Annotated in this window: 18 protein-coding genes; 8 read left to right on the top strand and 10 right to left on the bottom strand. The window is 65.4% G+C overall.

Annotated elements, in window-relative coordinates; all coding sequences use genetic code 11:
• Positions 1 to 21: 21 nt before the first annotated feature.
• Positions 22 to 456 (bottom strand): PGDYG domain-containing protein, encoded by a 435-nt coding sequence (locus ACV22Z_RS32865; RefSeq protein ID WP_448080416.1) that lies wholly within the window; start codon positions 454 to 456, stop codon positions 22 to 24.
• Between the two features lie 136 nt (positions 457 to 592).
• Complete coding sequence (locus ACV22Z_RS32860) at positions 593 to 1,129, bottom strand: Spy/CpxP family protein refolding chaperone (RefSeq protein WP_448080415.1); 537 nt, start codon at positions 1,127 to 1,129, stop codon at positions 593 to 595.
• A 275-nt stretch (positions 1,130 to 1,404) separates the two neighbouring features.
• Here ACV22Z_RS32860 and ACV22Z_RS32855 point away from each other — a divergent pair, with 275 nt between their 5' ends.
• On the top strand, positions 1,405 to 1,869 hold the full coding sequence (locus tag ACV22Z_RS32855; protein ID WP_448080414.1) for an Lrp/AsnC family transcriptional regulator: 465 nt from the start codon (positions 1,405 to 1,407) through the stop codon (positions 1,867 to 1,869).
• A 129-nt stretch (positions 1,870 to 1,998) separates the two neighbouring features.
• Here the strand turns inward: ACV22Z_RS32855 and ACV22Z_RS32850 are convergent, their stop codons facing one another.
• The 4 genes from ACV22Z_RS32850 to ACV22Z_RS32835 all read right to left on the bottom strand — a co-directional run bounded on the left by ACV22Z_RS32850 (position 1,999) and on the right by ACV22Z_RS32835 (position 5,403).
• Entirely contained in the window at positions 1,999 to 3,381 is a 1,383-nt protein-coding gene (locus ACV22Z_RS32850) for a sensor histidine kinase (protein WP_448080413.1), read from the bottom strand.
• Positions 3,357 to 4,022, bottom strand: a complete 666-nt coding sequence (locus tag ACV22Z_RS32845; RefSeq protein ID WP_448080412.1) for a response regulator transcription factor — start codon at positions 4,020 to 4,022, stop codon at positions 3,357 to 3,359. The genes ACV22Z_RS32850 and ACV22Z_RS32845 overlap by 25 nt, the downstream gene beginning before the upstream one ends.
• Positions 4,023 to 4,144: 122 nt before the next feature.
• Positions 4,145 to 4,585: a hypothetical protein gene (locus ACV22Z_RS32840; protein ID WP_448080411.1), complete on the bottom strand. Its 441-nt coding sequence runs from the start codon at positions 4,583 to 4,585 to the stop codon at positions 4,145 to 4,147.
• Between the two features lie 41 nt (positions 4,586 to 4,626).
• Entirely contained in the window at positions 4,627 to 5,403 is a 777-nt protein-coding gene (locus tag ACV22Z_RS32835; RefSeq protein ID WP_448080410.1) for a COG4705 family protein, read from the bottom strand.
• 248 nt (positions 5,404 to 5,651) lie between these two features.
• Here ACV22Z_RS32835 and ACV22Z_RS32830 point away from each other — a divergent pair, with 248 nt between their 5' ends.
• Positions 5,652 to 6,752: a saccharopine dehydrogenase C-terminal domain-containing protein gene (locus tag ACV22Z_RS32830; RefSeq protein ID WP_448080409.1), complete on the top strand. Its 1,101-nt coding sequence runs from the start codon at positions 5,652 to 5,654 to the stop codon at positions 6,750 to 6,752.
• 117 nt (positions 6,753 to 6,869) lie between these two features.
• Here ACV22Z_RS32830 and ACV22Z_RS32825 read toward each other — a convergent pair whose 3' ends face one another.
• Both ACV22Z_RS32825 and cydX read right to left on the bottom strand, forming a co-directional pair.
• Positions 6,870 to 7,484, bottom strand: a complete 615-nt coding sequence (locus ACV22Z_RS32825) for an AAA family ATPase (protein WP_448080408.1) — start codon at positions 7,482 to 7,484, stop codon at positions 6,870 to 6,872.
• Positions 7,481 to 7,627, bottom strand: coding sequence for a cytochrome bd-I oxidase subunit CydX (cydX, locus tag ACV22Z_RS32820; protein WP_448080407.1), 147 nt, complete (start codon positions 7,625 to 7,627; stop codon positions 7,481 to 7,483). The genes ACV22Z_RS32825 and cydX overlap by 4 nt, the downstream gene beginning before the upstream one ends.
• Before the next feature lie 192 nt (positions 7,628 to 7,819).
• On the opposite strand from cydX, the gene corA reads away from it, so the two are divergent.
• Positions 7,820 to 8,797, top strand: a complete 978-nt coding sequence (gene corA / locus ACV22Z_RS32815; protein ID WP_448080485.1) for a magnesium/cobalt transporter CorA — start codon at positions 7,820 to 7,822, stop codon at positions 8,795 to 8,797.
• A 34-nt stretch (positions 8,798 to 8,831) separates the two neighbouring features.
• On the opposite strand, the gene ACV22Z_RS32810 is transcribed toward corA, so the two are convergent.
• Both ACV22Z_RS32810 and ACV22Z_RS32805 read right to left on the bottom strand, forming a co-directional pair.
• Positions 8,832 to 9,119 (bottom strand): YciI-like protein, encoded by a 288-nt coding sequence (locus tag ACV22Z_RS32810; RefSeq protein WP_448080406.1) that lies wholly within the window; start codon positions 9,117 to 9,119, stop codon positions 8,832 to 8,834.
• Positions 9,120 to 9,402: 283 nt separating this feature from the next.
• Entirely contained in the window at positions 9,403 to 9,891 is a 489-nt protein-coding gene (locus ACV22Z_RS32805; protein ID WP_448080405.1) for an adenosine-specific kinase, read from the bottom strand.
• 206 nt (positions 9,892 to 10,097) lie between these two features.
• Between ACV22Z_RS32805 and ACV22Z_RS32800 the strand changes: the two genes are divergently transcribed.
• The 5 genes from ACV22Z_RS32800 to ACV22Z_RS32780 all read left to right on the top strand — a co-directional run bounded on the left by ACV22Z_RS32800 (position 10,098) and on the right by ACV22Z_RS32780 (position 14,636).
• A complete protein-coding gene (locus tag ACV22Z_RS32800; protein ID WP_448080404.1) occupies positions 10,098 to 11,081 on the top strand; it encodes a cysteine synthase A in 984 nt (327 codons plus the stop codon).
• Positions 11,082 to 11,192: 111 nt separating this feature from the next.
• The gene (locus ACV22Z_RS32795) at positions 11,193 to 11,678 is read left to right on the top strand and encodes an aminoacyl-tRNA deacylase (RefSeq protein WP_448080403.1); all 486 of its coding nucleotides are present in this window, start codon (positions 11,193 to 11,195) and stop codon (positions 11,676 to 11,678) included.
• 825 nt (positions 11,679 to 12,503) lie between these two features.
• The gene (locus tag ACV22Z_RS32790) at positions 12,504 to 13,205 is read left to right on the top strand and encodes an energy transducer TonB (protein ID WP_448080402.1); all 702 of its coding nucleotides are present in this window, start codon (positions 12,504 to 12,506) and stop codon (positions 13,203 to 13,205) included.
• Between the two features lie 88 nt (positions 13,206 to 13,293).
• Complete coding sequence (locus ACV22Z_RS32785) at positions 13,294 to 14,193, top strand: MotA/TolQ/ExbB proton channel family protein (RefSeq protein WP_448080401.1); 900 nt, start codon at positions 13,294 to 13,296, stop codon at positions 14,191 to 14,193.
• 20 nt (positions 14,194 to 14,213) lie between these two features.
• Positions 14,214 to 14,636, top strand: coding sequence for an ExbD/TolR family protein (locus ACV22Z_RS32780; protein WP_448080400.1), 423 nt, complete (start codon positions 14,214 to 14,216; stop codon positions 14,634 to 14,636).
• The last annotated feature ends 28 nt before the right edge of the window (positions 14,637 to 14,664 follow it).

Raw genomic sequence — 14,664 nt, 5'->3', positions numbered from 1 at the left:
CGCCGTCAGCGCGCCGGCCGGTCAGCCAGCGTCGCGGTAGACCTGCGCGAAACGCTGCGCCTGCACGACGCCGTAATCGCCGGGCGCGTACTGCATCACCCAGTCGCCGGCAGCGCCGCGCAGCGTATCGCCGTTCGCGGAGCGCGCGATCGAAAACGGTTCGTCCATCCGCTTCGCGAGCACCACGGCCGGACGGTTCCGGTAGGCGCCCGGCTCGCCGTGCGCGAGCGCCGGATCGGCGGGCAGGTACTTGGCGTCGAAGCGCGCGCGAGAGACGACCCAGCGGTCGCCGGTCGAGCCGGTGATCAGCGCGTCGCCCGCCACATAGCGGTTCGGGCCTTCGAGGCTCATCAGTTCGCCGTCCCCGGCCGCGAAGGCGACCGTGACGGTCTCGTCCTTGACGACGCGACGGGCCTGCGGATCGGTACTGAGATCGGGTTGCTTGAGTTCGAGCATGGAGAGGAAGTGCGGGAAGTGCGGGAAAAGCGTGGAGCTTATCCCGAAATGGCGCGCTGTGAAACCGGCGCCGTCCGCCGGGGTGAATCGCGCCGCTGCCGGGGCCGGCGAACGCCGGGCGGCGGCGCGTGATGCGTCAGGGCTTCGCCGGTGCGCTGGCTGCGGCGCCTGCCGCGGCCTTGCCCTTGCCGTGGTGCTCGCCGCCCTGGTGCATCCAGCTGCGGAACGTCGTGTCGGCCAGCGCCTTCTGGTCGGCCGGGAAGCTCGCATAGAGCGGCTCGAACGCATCCGCGAGTTTCTTCGCGCCGTCCGCGTTGGCCTGCGCAAGTTCTGCGTACTGCTTCATGTCGTCGATCGCGGACGCGTTGTGGCTTTCCATCCGCGCGCGATACAGGCGGCCCATCGTGTCGCCGTTCTCGCGCATCGTGTCCGCGAACGTCTTCCACTGCGGCTCCTGCGCCGGCGTGATCTTAAGCTGGTTGTGCAGGTACGTGATGCGTTCCTCGATCCGCGCTTCGCGGCGGGCTGCACGTTGCGCGGCGGTCGGGGCCGATGCCGCGGCAGCGGCCGGCTGCGCGGGCGATGGCGTCGGTGCGGCCGGCTGCGGTTGCGTCTGCGCGAACGCGCTGGCGGCAACGGTGAGCGCAGCGAGAGTGAGCGAAATTTTCTTCATGGTGACTCTCCGGGGTGGTGTCGTACGAGCGAGGCGGGCGCTTCTGCGGCGCACGTGCGTCTCGCGTCGCATCGTATTAGTAGCACGCCATGCGCCGCGCGGCACCCAATGCGACACTTGCTTACAACCGATACGAATCGCAATCGATGCGGATACATTTGTCTGCGTCATTGAGCCATGCGCGACCCGTGCGCCGTTTGGGCGGGCGCGCGTTCGGCGCTATCATCGCGTCACGTTCAAATTCCCGTTGCGCTTCGCTCGCGCCCTCAAGCCTCATGCGTCCACCCCGCCTCGATCAACTCGACGACCTCGACCGCCAACTCGTCGCGCTGCTGCAAGCCAATGCGCGCGCCAGCGTCGCCGATCTCGCGCGGCAACTCGACGTCGCGCGCACGACCGTCATCGCGCGCATCGCGCGTCTCGAGCGAACCAACGTGATCGCCGGCTACAGCGTGCGGCTCGGGCAGGACGTGCTCGATGCGAGCATCTATGCGTATGTGGGCATCATCCTCGCGCCGAAGTATGGCAAGGACGTGCTGAGAAAGCTCGACCGGATGCCTGAAGTGCAGCTGCTGTGCGCAGTGAGCGGCGAATACGACTACGTCGCTTGGCTGCGTGCCGATTCGCCGGAGCGGCTCAACGACCTGCTCGACCAGATCGGCGCGCTCGAAGGCGTCGAGCGCACGACGACGTCGATCATCCTCGCGCGCAAGATCGATCGCGGCACGGTCAGCAGCTGACGATCGGCGGCTGGCGTTCGCGGTCAGTGCGCGCGGCGGTCGCGATCGATTGCGATCGATTGCCGCGGGCTGTGCGTTGCCGTCAGGCGGGCCGTCGTATCGGATTGCCGGAGACGTCGCGCGAAGCGGTCAGCCAAGCGGAATCCGCAAGACCACGCGCAGCCCGCTGCGCTGCTGTTCGTCCGCATAGCCCAGCGTGACATCGGCCCCCATCCGGTCGGCGATCGTTTTCACGATCGACAGGCCGAGCCCCGAGCCGATCTGTTCGTTGCCGGGCACCCGGTAGAACGGATCGAACACGCGCTCGCGCTCGTGCGGCGCAATGCCGGGCCCCGTGTCGGCGATCGTCAGGAACACGTGCGACGCGCTCGCGTGCGTCGACAGGTCGACGCGGCCGCCGCGCGGCGTGTAGCGGATCGCGTTGTCGACGAGGTTCTTGACCAGCGACTCAAGCTCGATTTCGTCGGCGCACACGTTGGTATCCGGGCCGTCTTCGACGCCGATGTCGAGCGCCTTTGCTTCGGCGAGTGGTATCAGGTCTTCGAGCACGTGGCGATACACCGCGTGCACGGACACGGCGCCGCATGCTGCTGCCGCTTCCGCCGACGCACTTTGCACTCGCGCGAGCGCAAGCAACTGTTCGATCAGGTTGCGGCTGCGGTCGAGCCCGCCGCGCAGCGTCGCGAGCCGCGCGCGTGCGTCGGCCGGCAGCTCCGTGTCGGCGAGCCGTTCGGCCTGCAGCGACATCGCCGTGAGCGGCGAGCGCAACTCGTGCGCGGCATCGGCGACGAAGCGGCGCTGCGCGTCGACCGACTGCGCGACGCGCGCGAGCATCCGGTTGATCGCGACGACGAACGGACGGACCTCGACCGGCACGTGCTCGGGCGGCACCGGACGCAGGTCGTGCTCGAGGTGCGCGTCGCGCGCGTCGATTTGGGCGGACAGCGACGCAACCGGGCGGAACAGCTTGCGCACCAGATCGGCGACGAGCAGCAGCAGGATCGGCACGAGGATCAGGAGAGGCAGCGCGGTGCGCCACGCACTTTCGCGTGCGACGTCGTCGCGCATGCCGGCTTCCTGCGCGACCGCGATGCGTTCGCCGTTCGCGAGCGTATGGATCATCACGCGATACGGCTTGCCACCGGTATCGAGCGTATGCAGGCCGTCCGCGAGCGTCGCCGGCAATGCGAGCCGCGGCTCGCCGCCGTCTGTCTGCGGCATGTCGCCGGAAAGTGGCTGCACGATCACGCGCGACACCTCGTCGCTTTCGTGGGGTTCGTTGCTTTTGCGCGCATGATCGGCGCCCGCGGCGTGGGGTGACCAGATGCGCTGGCGGTCGAGCAGCATTGCGACTTCGCGCAGCACGTCGTCCTGCAATTCGTGCGCCTCGTCGAACGCCGACGAAAACGCAAACGCGGCCGCGACCGTCGCGACAGCCAGGATCGCGACCGACAGCGCAACCGACAGGCGGAACTGGATCGACTCGCTCAGGCGCTTCTTGAAACCATCCATCCCACCCCCCTGACGTTCTTGATCACGGTGCTGCCGAGCTTGCGGCGCAGCGAGTGGATCAGGAATTCGACCGCGTTGCTCTCGACTTCTTCTCCCCATCCGTACAGCCGGTCCTCGAGTTCGCGCCGCGACAGGATTGCGCCCGGGCGCACCAGCAGCGCGCGCAGCAGCGAGAATTCGCGATTCGACAACTGGACAGGCGCGTGCCCGTCGACGGCCGCTTCGCGCGTCGACGGGTCGAGCGACACGATGCCGTTGCTCAGCACCGGCGCGGCCGAGCCAGCCTGGCGGCGGATCGCGACGCGGATCCGTGCGAGCAGTTCGGCCATCTCGAACGGCTTGACGACATAGTCGTCAGCGCCGCCGTCGAGGCCGCGCAGGCGGTCGTCGAGGCCGTCGCGCGCGGTGACGACGATGAGCGGCACGGTGCTGTCCTGCGCGCGGATGCCGGCCAGCACGTCGAGGCCGTCGCGGCCGGGCAGGCCGAGGTCGAGCAGGATCAGGTCGTAACGCTGCGCGGCGAACGCCGTCAATGCACGCGCGCCGTCGGTCACCCAATCCGTCGCATAGGACGCGTCCTTCAGTGCAATGTGGACCGCGTCGCCGATCATCGGGTCGTCTTCAACAAGCAGGATTCGCATGCGTCCTCTGTACGCCAGGTCATGGCCGCCAGCGTATGCGATTCCCGGCCGGGCGTCACGTGCGCTGCGGACGCGCGGCCGGGATGAGGACGGCAAGCTGGCGGGACGAGGCCCGGACGGGCTTACTTGCCGCCGAACCGGTCGAAGGCCGCGACGAGATCCTTCATCGCGGCGGCCGAATCGGCCTGGGTCGGATGATCGGCGCGCAGCGCCGCGAGCGCCCGGTCGATCGCCTTGTCGACGATATGCCAGTCGTCGGCCGCGCGCGGCTTCAGGCCGGCCTCGGCCGAATCCCACGCGATCTCGAGATCCTTGATGCGTGTTTTCGCGCCGGGCAGGTCGTTCTTGCCGACGAGCGTGTTCACGTCCGTGGCGATCGTACGGAACTGCGACAGGTCGCCGAGCTTCGATGCGACAGTCGCGGAAGACGCCGATGCGGACGGCGCCGGGGGCGCGCTCGACGCATTCGCGTCCTGATGCTTCGAACAGCCGGCGGCGACGCTCAGGGCGGCAACCGCGATCGTGATGAAGGAGAGGCGGGAAAGGAAGTGCGGAAAGCGCATGACGGGTCCTCGATTCATTGAAGAAGGGAAACTGGCGTATGTCACTCGGCGGCGCGCGTGCTGTGGCTGCTGCCGAATTGCGCGGCGGCGACGAGCAGCACGATCACGGTCAGGAACAGCAGGCTCGTCCATGCGGCGCCGATACCGAGCCCGCCATACGTGCGTGCCTGCGTGAGAAGGTCGCCGAGCGAGGCGCCGAACGGTCGCGTGAGGATGTACGCGATCCAGAACGCGAGCACGGCGTTCGCGCCGAGCCGCCACAGCACGAATACGGCGGCGATCAGCGCGCCGAAGCACAGTGCGCCGACGGAGAAGCCGAGGCCGAGCGCTTCGGTCGCCAGATCGCCCGCTGCGGTGCCGAGCGCGAACGTGCAGAGGATCGCGGCCCAGTAGAACAGCTCGCGTCGTGGCGTGACGACCTCGGCGATCGACAGCGTGCCTTCGATCCGGTGCCAGACGAAGAAGATCGCGGCGAGCGCGACGGCGAACGCGGCGGTGCTGGCATACAGGCTGACGTTCAGTCCGTCGGTGAGCAGATCGGTGATCTGCGTGCCGACGATGCTGACCAACACGACGGTGAGCCAGTAGATCCACGGCGTATAGCGGCGCGTGCGCAATTGCAGCCACAGTGCGATCGCGAGCAGCGACGCCATCGCGACGCGCGTGACGGTCTGGCCGAGCCCCGCGTTGACCGCGAGAAAATCCGCGCCGGTTTCGCCGACCGTGGTCGACATGATCTTGATGAGCCAGAACGACAGCGTGACGTCGGGCACCTTGTTCAGCCAGTGAGACGCGCGATTCACGGAAAGGGATTGCATGCCGATGCCTCCTTGGAAATCGGGTGATCGGCAGCAGTCTGAAGCGGGAAACTTAGGCCACCCATAGCGTGGCCGATCGACGGAAAAATCGCGATTTCGACGAATCGACGAAATGTGTCGTCATAACGTCGAAATTATCAGTCGTTTCGCATCATTATTCGTCTTGGAACTGATTTTGGGCGTCCTTAAACTGTGTTCATGGCTCGACGCCGTACACAACACCAACCCATCCTCCAGGAGATAAGCCCATGAAAATCGCCATCGTCGGCGCAGGTCTGATCGGCCACACCATTGCTCACATGCTGCGTGAAACGGGCGACTACGAAGTCGTCGCGTTCGACCGCGACGCGGATGCGCTCGCGAAGCTGTCCCGCGAAGGCATTGCGACGCAACGTGTCGATTCGGCTGACGCCACCGCGATCCGCGAAGCAGTGAAGGGCTTCGATGCGTTGATCAATGCGCTGCCGTACTATCTCGCGGTCAACGTCGCCGCTGCTGCGAAGGCCGCTGGCGTTCACTACTTCGACCTGACCGAAGACGTCCGTGCGACGCACGCGATCCGCGAGCTGGCCGACGGCTCCGACCGCGCGTTCATGCCGCAGTGCGGCCTGGCGCCGGGCTTCATCGGCATCGCCGCGCATGAACTCGTGAACGGCTTCAGCGAAGTGCGCGACGTGAAGATGCGCGTCGGTGCGCTGCCCGAGTACCCGACGAACGCACTGAAGTACAACCTGACGTGGAGCGTCGACGGCCTCATCAACGAATACTGCCAGCCGTGCGAAGCGATCCGCGACGGCCGCAAGCAGTGGGTGCAGCCGCTGGAAGGCCTCGAGCACTTCTCGCTGGACGGCACCGAATACGAAGCGTTCAACACGTCGGGCGGCCTCGGCACGCTGTGCGAGACGCTGTCGGGCAAGGTCGAGACGCTCGACTACAAGTCGGTGCGTTACCCGGGCCACCGCGATCTCGTGCAGTTCCTGCTCGAAGACCTGCGCCTGTCGACCGACCGCGACACGCTGAAGTCGATCATGCGCCGCGCGGTGCCGTCGACGAAGCAGGACGTCGTGCTCGTGTTCGTCACGGTGACGGGCGTGAAGGACGGCCAGCTCGTGCAGGACGTGTTCACGCGCAAGATCTTCGCGAAGGAAGTGTGCGGGATGCCGATGAGCGCGATCCAGATCACGACCGCTGGCGCAATGTGCGCGGTGCTGGACCTGTTCCGCGAGAAGAAGCTGCCGCAGCACGGTTTCATCCCGCAGGAAAAGGTGTCGCTGAAGGCGTTCCTCGAGAACCGCTTCGGCAAGCTGTACGACGGCGGCACGATGGAGCGCGTGCACGCGCTGGCCTGATAGCCGATTGCACGGCACAGCCAGGCACGAGGGTCAATGCAACGCCGGGGGCGCACGACGCCACCCGGCGTTGTTTTTTTCAGGTGGCGGTGTGTTGTCGGCGCGGTGCCGACGCGTTCAGGCCGGCAGCGGCGGGACGATCGGCGCCTGCGGCGGCGGCACGATGCGGTGCAGCAGCGCGTCGATGTCCGCATCGGTCGGCGCGGTGTTGTCGAACATCACGAGGCCTTCGCATTCAGCGCCGGTCGGCGCGAAGCGGCGCTGCCGGTATTCGTCCCAGTGCGTGAGCTTGTAGGCGTCGTTCGGATTGCCGCGCGCGACGATCCGCTGGTGCGCGACGTCTTCCGACGTATGGACCCAGATGACTGTCAGCGTGACGTTCGGCGCGATGCCGAGCCACGCGCGGTCGAAGATGCGCCGGTCGCGCACCTCGCGCGACAGCGGCCCGACGACGATCGCGCTGATGCCGAGCGCGAGATTTTCGCGTGCGGTGTCGAGCAGGCCGTGATATTCGGGATCGCGCAGATGCTTCAGGTAGAGCGGGCTGTCGCGGTCGTTCGGATCCTGGGTGAGGGCGCCCATGGCGGCCGAACTGTAGCGGCCGTACAGCGTGTCCTTGTCGAGCAGGCAGAAAGCCTCGCCGGTCGCGCGCATCAGCGGCCCGATGAGCCGCTTCGCGAGCGTGGTCTTGCCGGTACCGGCGTGGCCACAGAAAAACACCAGGTGTGTCACGAACGCGTACTCCCCGATCCTGCCCGGCCTGCATCACTGCGTTTCGCGTCGCGCGAGAAGACTTCCGCTTCCAGCCACATCGCGTTGATGATGCCGAAACCGAGCGCAACGCCGATGCCGAGTATCCACGAGAAATACCACATAGGTCCGTCTCCTTGACCATCGTTGACGATAGGGCCGCGCGGCCGGGCCGCAGGCGGGCGTGCTGCGGCGCACGCAGTCCGATCATGACCAATATCGGCACGGCGCGCAAGCCGGGCGGCGCGGGACTGGCTGCGCGACAAACCGGTAAACTGCGCGGCGTATACGCAACGACGGGTAACACGACGGAAGACATGCTGATCAACTGCGCTGCATACCAGGACGGCCGCAAGCTGGCCGATATCGAGATCGACGCCATCAGCGACTACGTGTCGAAGCCCGAGTGCTTCGTGTGGGTCGCGCTGAAGGACCCGACGCCCGACGAGCTCGAGCTGATGGGCGAGGAATTCCAGCTGCACGAGCTCGCGCTCGAGGACGCTCGCAAAGGGCATCAGCGCCCGAAGATCGAGGAGTACGGCGATTCGCTGTTCGCGGTGCTGCACACGGTCGAGCTCGACCGTGACGACGAATTCAAGGTCGGCGAGCTGAACGTATTCGTCGGCCCGAACTACGTGCTGTCAATCCGCAACCATACCGAGCAGGATTTCCGCGCGGTGCGCACGCGCTGCGAGCGCGAGCCGCATCTGCTGCAGGAGGGCTCCGCGTTCGTGTTCTACGCGCTGATGGACCAGGTCGTCGACCGCTATTTCCCGACGCTCGAAGCACTCGGCTCGGAGCTCGAGGCGCTCGAAGACCGCATCTTCACGAAGGCGACGCCTGCGTCGTCGCGCGCGATCATCGAGGACCTGTATTCGCTGAAGCGCCGGCTCGTGTTGCTGCACCAGCACACGGCGCCGCTGCTCGAGCCGCTCGCGAAGCTGACGGGCGGACGCATCCCGCAGGTCTGCAGCGGGATGGAGCATTACTTCCGCGACGTGTACGACCATCTGCAGCGGATCGTGAAGACGATCGAAGGGCGGCGCGAGATGGTCGTGACCGCGATCCAGGTCAATCTCGGGATGATCTCGCTCGCGGAGAGCGAGGTGACCAAGCGCCTCGGGTCGTTTGCCGCGCTGTTCGCGATTCCGACGATGATCGCCGGCATCTACGGGATGAACTTCGCGAACATGCCCGAGCTGCACCTGAAGTACGGCTTCTACGGCTGTCTCGGCGCGATGCTCGTGGCCGATCTTGCGCTGTGGTGGCGCTTCAGGCGGGCAGGGTGGCTGTAGCCGGCCAGCGCCTGTTCCCGCCAATAACGGCCCCCTAGCGCGGCGCGTGCTTGCCGATCACGACGCGCCACGGACGCACGCGCCACGATTTGACGAGGCCATTCTGCACGTACGGATCGGCGCGCGCGAACGATTCGGCCACTTCGGGTGAGTCGCCTTCGAAGACGAGCACGGCCTGGTCGGCCGGGTCCGTGAACGCGCCCGCAAGCACCAGTTCGCCGCGCTCGGTGGCGGCGTGCGCGAGCGCCAGATGTTCGGCGCGGAACGGTTCGCGCCTCGACAGGTAGTCGTCGACGAGTTCGTAGATCAGCTGGTAATGCATGCAGGGCTCCATGAGTCGGCGGACTGCCGGCCAGTCATGAACGGCCGGCGGCGCGGCGTTCGGGGGCAGACACCGAGGTCAGTATAGGGCACGCATGCGATTCGTCCATTCGCTGCCGACTGATCGACAGACGACCGATAAATGCAACTAACGGTCGAATTATTTACCGCCCGTCGATTGTCCCGGTTTTTGTGGTGACGGATTTTCCCGTGATTCGTCTTCACGGAAGGGGGCTCGTCCGGATCGGATTCCATCGGTCGGCATCGGGCAGCGCCCGGCCTTTCTAAGCCTTGTATCCGATCGTGCGCAGCAGGTCCTTGCGCCAGCGCACGTCGTCGTCGTTCTCGACGCCGAGCGGCGGAAAACCGTCGACGACGCCGACGATCGCGCGGCCTTGCGCGGTTTCCGCGACGATCACTTCGGTCGGGTTCGCGGTCGCGCAATAGATCCGGCAGACCTCCGGCACGGCCTTGATCGCGTTGAGCACGTTGACCGGAAAGAAGCCGTCGCCGAGGAACACGATGAACGCGTGACCGGCGCCGATCGCGCTGGCGTTCCGGCAGGCGAGTTCGACGAGGTCCGCATCGGTGCCGGAACGGCGCACGAGCCGCTTGCCGGACGCCTCGCAGAACGCGAGTCCGAACCGGATGCCGGGCACGGTGCCGACCAGCGCCTCGTGGATGTCCTCGACGGACTTGATGAAATGCGACTGGCCGAGGACGAAGTTCAGCGTCTCGGGCTTGTCGACGGCTACGGTTTGCAGCTGCAGCATGGCGGACCTCGTCTGGCGGTGCGGCGCGAGCGTCGCGAAGGGCTCTCCAAGCTTAGTACGCGGCAGTGTGCAACAGAAGCCACGAAAGCCACGAAAGCCACGAAAGCCACGAAAGCCACGAAAGCCACGAAAGCGGCGGGCCGGGCGGCCGCGTCCTATCCTTCGTTCTGTGGCGCGACAGCGATGCGCAACGGGAAGGAGGCAACATGAACGTCCAGGACGTGCGACACGGCTTCGTCGACTGCGTGGGGCGCACGCCGCTGATCCGGCTGGCGAAGCTCAGCGCGGAGACGGGCTGCGAGATCCTCGGCAAGGCGGAATTCATGAATCCGGGCGGGTCGGTCAAGGACCGCGCGGCGCTCTACATCATCCGTGACGCCGAGCGGCGCGGCACGCTCAAGCCGGGCGGCACCGTCGTCGAGGGCACGGCCGGCAACACGGGCATCGGTCTTGCACACATCTGCGCGGCGCGCGGCTATCGCTGCGTGATCGTGATTCCGGAAACGCAATCGCCGGAAAAGATGGAGATCCTGCGCACGCTCGGCGCCGAGGTGCGTCCGGTGCCGGCGGTGCCTTACCGAGACCCGAACAACTATCAGAAGATTGCCGGGCGGCTTGCCGACGAACTCGACAACGCGGTATGGGCCAACCAGTTCGACAACGTCGTCAACCGGCAGGCGCATTACGAAACGACCGGGCCGGAAATCTGGCGCGACACGGCGGGCACGGTCGATGCGTTCGTCTGCGCGACCGGCACGGGCGGGACGCTGGCCGGCGTGAGCCGCTACCTGAAGGAGCAGAATCCGGAGGTCAGCATCGTGCTCGCCGACCCATGCGGCAGCGGGCTCTACAGCTACGTGAAGACGGGTGAAATCAAGGCCGAAGGCAGCTCGATCACCGAAGGCATCGGCTCGACACGCGTTACCGACAATCTCGCGGGCGCGCCGATCGACGATGCGGTCCGGATCGACGATTCGCAGTGCGTGACGATGGTCTACCGGCTGCTGCGCGAAGAAGGGCTGTACGTCGGCGGCTCGAGCGGCATCAACGTCGCGGCGGCCGTTCGGCTGGCCGGCCAGATGGGTCCAGGCCATACGATCGTGACCCTGTTGTGCGATCGCGGCGACATCTATCGGGCGCGACTGTTCAATCGCGAATGGCTTCGCGAAAAGGGGTTGGAGCCCGCATGAAACAAAAGGTCGAAGGGGGGCAGAGAGGATTTCCATCCGCACGAATGCGACCTATTCTGAACAAATCCGGTGCGAACGCCGTTCGCCCGATTCGCCCAGACGAGGTGTGCCATGTCTATGTCTGCCACGTTGCAGGATTGCCTGCGCCAGAAGTCCTCGCGGTACGAAGTCGTGTACCACCCTTATAGCCATACGAGCATGGAGACGGCTGCGGCCGCGCATATCCCCGGCGATCGCCTCGCCAAAACCGTGCTGCTCGAAGATGACGAAGGCTACGTCGCGGCCGTGTTGCCGACGACGCATGCGGTACGTTTGTCTGATCTTTGGGCGAAAACCGGCCGTCGTCTCGTGCTCGCGAAGGAGGGCGAGCTGCGCGAACTTTTCAAGGACTGCGATGCAGGCGCGGTGCCGCCGGTCTGCATGGCCTACGGGATGCAGACGTTCCTCGAGGACAATCTGGCGACGCAGCCGGAAGTGTATTTCGAGGCCGGCGACCATGAAGCGCTGATCCACATGACGCAGGACGAATTCCTGTCGTTGATGGAAACGGCCGAGCGCGCGCATTTTTCGCACAAGATGCAAGGCATGGTGTCCTGACGGGCGTCAAGCGCCCGGCAGAGGCGGATGCAAGAGGCATCGGGCAAGCGCTCCTTGCGCCCGAAGCAGGGCGCAAGGAGCGCTTGTGCGTGCGGGTGAAGCGATGGTGTGGCCACGCCATCCGTCATCGAAGTTCGTGCTCGACAAATCAATTCGGGATGCGAAATTCGCCGACGTGGTCAGTCGAATGTCGCGACGGCCCGAAATTTGGTTTGAATTCCTTCCGAAGAGCATGAAGGCGCTGCGAGCGCCCGCAGCGCCCATCCATCAATTCCAGAATGAATCAATTTGGTGCAATGCACGAATTATTTGGTGCGGTGCGCTAAACCGGTGCGTATTGATACCGAAGACACTTTAAAAGCGGAATCACCATACAAATCAATTACCGCTTCAATAATAAATGTTTGATTCCTGCTTACTAAAATATTATTTGAATAAACACTCCAAACTTTGTATTCAGGCATCAAATAAAGTTTGACGACAAAATTTATTCCTTGCTATCTTCTGCACCCAAGATGAACGGCGAGATTGACATCAACGTGTAACGAACCCGGATTCGTCATACGAAACATGGCGACCCGCCCGCTCAGCTGACAATTGCCTGAACGTGCGGGTGCGGGGATGCAGACGTAACGTCGAGCCGCGCCGGCCGAAACGATTCCTTGAAAACGAAAGAACTGGAATCTGAACTTGAATCTTTCAATTCGGATTGCCAATTGAATTTGAAATGTAATTTCGGGTTTATGTGGAGGCGGCGCCGACCGGGTTCCGTCGCCGGCTGAAACCGCGAAACTGGGCGAATCGCTTGGGGGAAGGATGGTGGGCATGAAAGTCGAAGAACATCTGGCTGCTTCGAACAGCGGGCTTGCCACGCTGGGGCGTCCGCGAGAATTCGGCAGGAAGCAGCAGAATCCAGTGCGCCGCTTCGGCGGCATCGCGATTGTCCTGCTGCTGCACGTCGTGCTGATCTATGCGTTGCTCAACGGCCTCGCGACGAAAGTCGTGCAGGTGATCCAGCATCCGATCGAAACCCGCATCATCGAGCCGGTCAAGCCGCCACCGCCTCCGCCGATGCCCGTCGTCAAGCTCCCGCCGCCGAAATTCGCGCCGCCGCCGCCGCCGTTCGTGCCGCCGCCGGAGGTGCAGGTGCAGGCGCCGCCGCAGGCGACGATCACGCACCAGTCGGCCCCGGTGCCGTCGGCGCCGGCCGTGCAGGCGCCGGTCGTGGCGCCCGCGACCGCGCCGGCCAAGCCGGTCAGCCATGACGTGGGCGTCGTCTGCCCGAATTCGGACACGCTTCGCGCGTCGATCCAGTATCCGAAGGAAGCGCAGGAAAACAACATCACCGGCGACGTGACGATCGAATTCGTCGTGGATGCGGAAGGGAACATCACGAACGAGCGCGTGGCCCAGTCGGCGGACCCCGTCCTCGACCGCGCGGCCTACAACACCGTGAAGCGGTTCAAGTGCGTCGCGCAAGGCCAGGCAGTACGGGTTCAGGTGCCGTTCTCGTTCAATCTGAATTGATGCAGTGGGCGATCCGGCGCGCGCGCCGGATCGGGGAAAACCGTCTCGAACGGTAATCTTAAGTTCAACGAAAGAATCGGAGTGGGGTATGACGAAGCGTTCTCTGGCCGCGCTGGCGGCAAGCATGTTGATGTCCGTCGTGGCAGTCGACGGGTTCGTTGCACCGCAGCCCGCCCACGCGCAGGCGAGCGCGTCGACGGTGGCGGCCGGCGCATCGACGCAGGCCGCGGCGCCAGCGCCAGCGGCAGCCGAGCCGGCTCCGCCGCCGGCGCCGGCCACGACCGAAGCGGTCGAGAATCCGTACGGGCTGGGGGCGCTATGGAAGAACGGCGACTTTGTCGCGCGCTTCGTGCTGATCCTGCTGGTGATCATGTCGATGGGGAGCTGGTACATCATGATCACCAAGTTCCTGGAGCAGTTGCGTGCGAACCGCCGCGCGAAGCTGGCGGACGCACAGCTCTGGTCCGCGCCGTCGCTGGTGGAGGGTGCGAAACTGCTCGACGAAGCGTCGCCGTTCCGGTTCATCGCCGAAACCGCGATCGAGGCCGGCGAGCATCACGACGAGGCGCTGCTGGAAGCGGTGGACCGCAACACGTGGATCGACGTGTCGGTCGAGCGCTCGATCACGAACGTGTCGAACCGCATGCAGGACGGCCTCGCGTTCCTGGCAACGGTGGGGTCGACGGCGCCGTTCGTGGGGCTCTTCGGCACGGTCTGGGGGATCTATCACGCACTGACGGCGATCGGCATCGCGGGGCAGGCGTCGATCGACAAGGTCGCGGGCCCGGTGGGCGAGGCGCTGATCATGACGGCGATCGGCCTCGCAGTCGCGGTGCCGGCCGTGCTCGGCTACAACTTCCTGGTCCGCCGCAACAAGTCGGTGATGGAGCGGGTCCGCAACTTCGGTGCGCAGCTGCACACGGTGCTGCTGGCCGGCAGCAGGCGTCCGGCGCGTGTGTCGTCGCGCGCGGCGTCGCTGGTGAACTGATCGGCTGACGGAGAAGCGCGATGGCCATGAACGTCGGGCAGGACGATAGCGACGAGGTGATCGCCAACATCAACACGACGCCGCTCGTCGACGTGATGCTGGTGTTGCTGATCATCTTCCTGATCACGATTCCGGTCGTGACGCACACGATCCAGCTACAGCTTCCGAAGGAGACGATACAGCCGCTGCAGACCACGCCGAAGAGCATCGAGATCGCGGTGAACCGCGATGGCGACTTCTTCTGGGGCGAGCAGCTGGTGGACGGGCCGACGCTGCTCGCGAAGCTGAAGGACGTGTCGCAGCAGCAGCCGCAGCCGAGCGTCCACGTGCGGGGCGATCAGAACACGCGCTACGAGTTCATCGGCCGGGTGGTCACGATGTGCGAGCGGGCGGGGATCGCGAAGCTGTCATTCATTACGGAACCGCCGGCACGCGGCGGCTAGCTTTGGATGGGATCAGAGCAAGCGCTGA

This window comes from Burkholderia sp. PU8-34 (assembly GCF_053427725.1).
Note: the sequence above shows the minus strand (reverse complement) of the source record. Positions and strands in the feature narration are given on the sequence as shown.

Bases quoted from the DNA above. Each gene is read 5' to 3' on its own strand.
- ACV22Z_RS32865 (WP_448080416.1), bottom strand. From the start codon at position 456: ATGCTCGAACTCAAGCAACCCGATCTCAGTACCGATCCGCAGGCCCGT.
- ACV22Z_RS32860 (WP_448080415.1), bottom strand. From the start codon at position 1,129: ATGAAGAAAATTTCGCTCACTCTCGCTGCGCTCACCGTTGCCGCCAGC.
- ACV22Z_RS32855 (WP_448080414.1), top strand. From the start codon at position 1,405: ATGCGTCCACCCCGCCTCGATCAACTCGACGACCTCGACCGCCAACTC.
- ACV22Z_RS32850 (WP_448080413.1), bottom strand. From the start codon at position 3,381: ATGGATGGTTTCAAGAAGCGCCTGAGCGAGTCGATCCAGTTCCGCCTG.
- ACV22Z_RS32845 (WP_448080412.1), bottom strand. From the start codon at position 4,022: ATGCGAATCCTGCTTGTTGAAGACGACCCGATGATCGGCGACGCGGTC.
- ACV22Z_RS32840 (WP_448080411.1), bottom strand. From the start codon at position 4,585: ATGCGCTTTCCGCACTTCCTTTCCCGCCTCTCCTTCATCACGATCGCG.
- ACV22Z_RS32835 (WP_448080410.1), bottom strand. From the start codon at position 5,403: ATGCAATCCCTTTCCGTGAATCGCGCGTCTCACTGGCTGAACAAGGTG.
- ACV22Z_RS32830 (WP_448080409.1), top strand. From the start codon at position 5,652: ATGAAAATCGCCATCGTCGGCGCAGGTCTGATCGGCCACACCATTGCT.
- cydX (WP_448080407.1), bottom strand. From the start codon at position 7,627: ATGTGGTATTTCTCGTGGATACTCGGCATCGGCGTTGCGCTCGGTTTC.
- corA (WP_448080485.1), top strand. From the start codon at position 7,820: ATGCTGATCAACTGCGCTGCATACCAGGACGGCCGCAAGCTGGCCGAT.
- ACV22Z_RS32810 (WP_448080406.1), bottom strand. From the start codon at position 9,119: ATGCATTACCAGCTGATCTACGAACTCGTCGACGACTACCTGTCGAGG.
- ACV22Z_RS32805 (WP_448080405.1), bottom strand. From the start codon at position 9,891: ATGCTGCAGCTGCAAACCGTAGCCGTCGACAAGCCCGAGACGCTGAAC.
- ACV22Z_RS32800 (WP_448080404.1), top strand. From the start codon at position 10,098: ATGAACGTCCAGGACGTGCGACACGGCTTCGTCGACTGCGTGGGGCGC.
- ACV22Z_RS32795 (WP_448080403.1), top strand. From the start codon at position 11,193: ATGTCTATGTCTGCCACGTTGCAGGATTGCCTGCGCCAGAAGTCCTCG.
- ACV22Z_RS32790 (WP_448080402.1), top strand. From the start codon at position 12,504: ATGAAAGTCGAAGAACATCTGGCTGCTTCGAACAGCGGGCTTGCCACG.
- ACV22Z_RS32785 (WP_448080401.1), top strand. From the start codon at position 13,294: ATGACGAAGCGTTCTCTGGCCGCGCTGGCGGCAAGCATGTTGATGTCC.
- ACV22Z_RS32780 (WP_448080400.1), top strand. From the start codon at position 14,214: ATGGCCATGAACGTCGGGCAGGACGATAGCGACGAGGTGATCGCCAAC.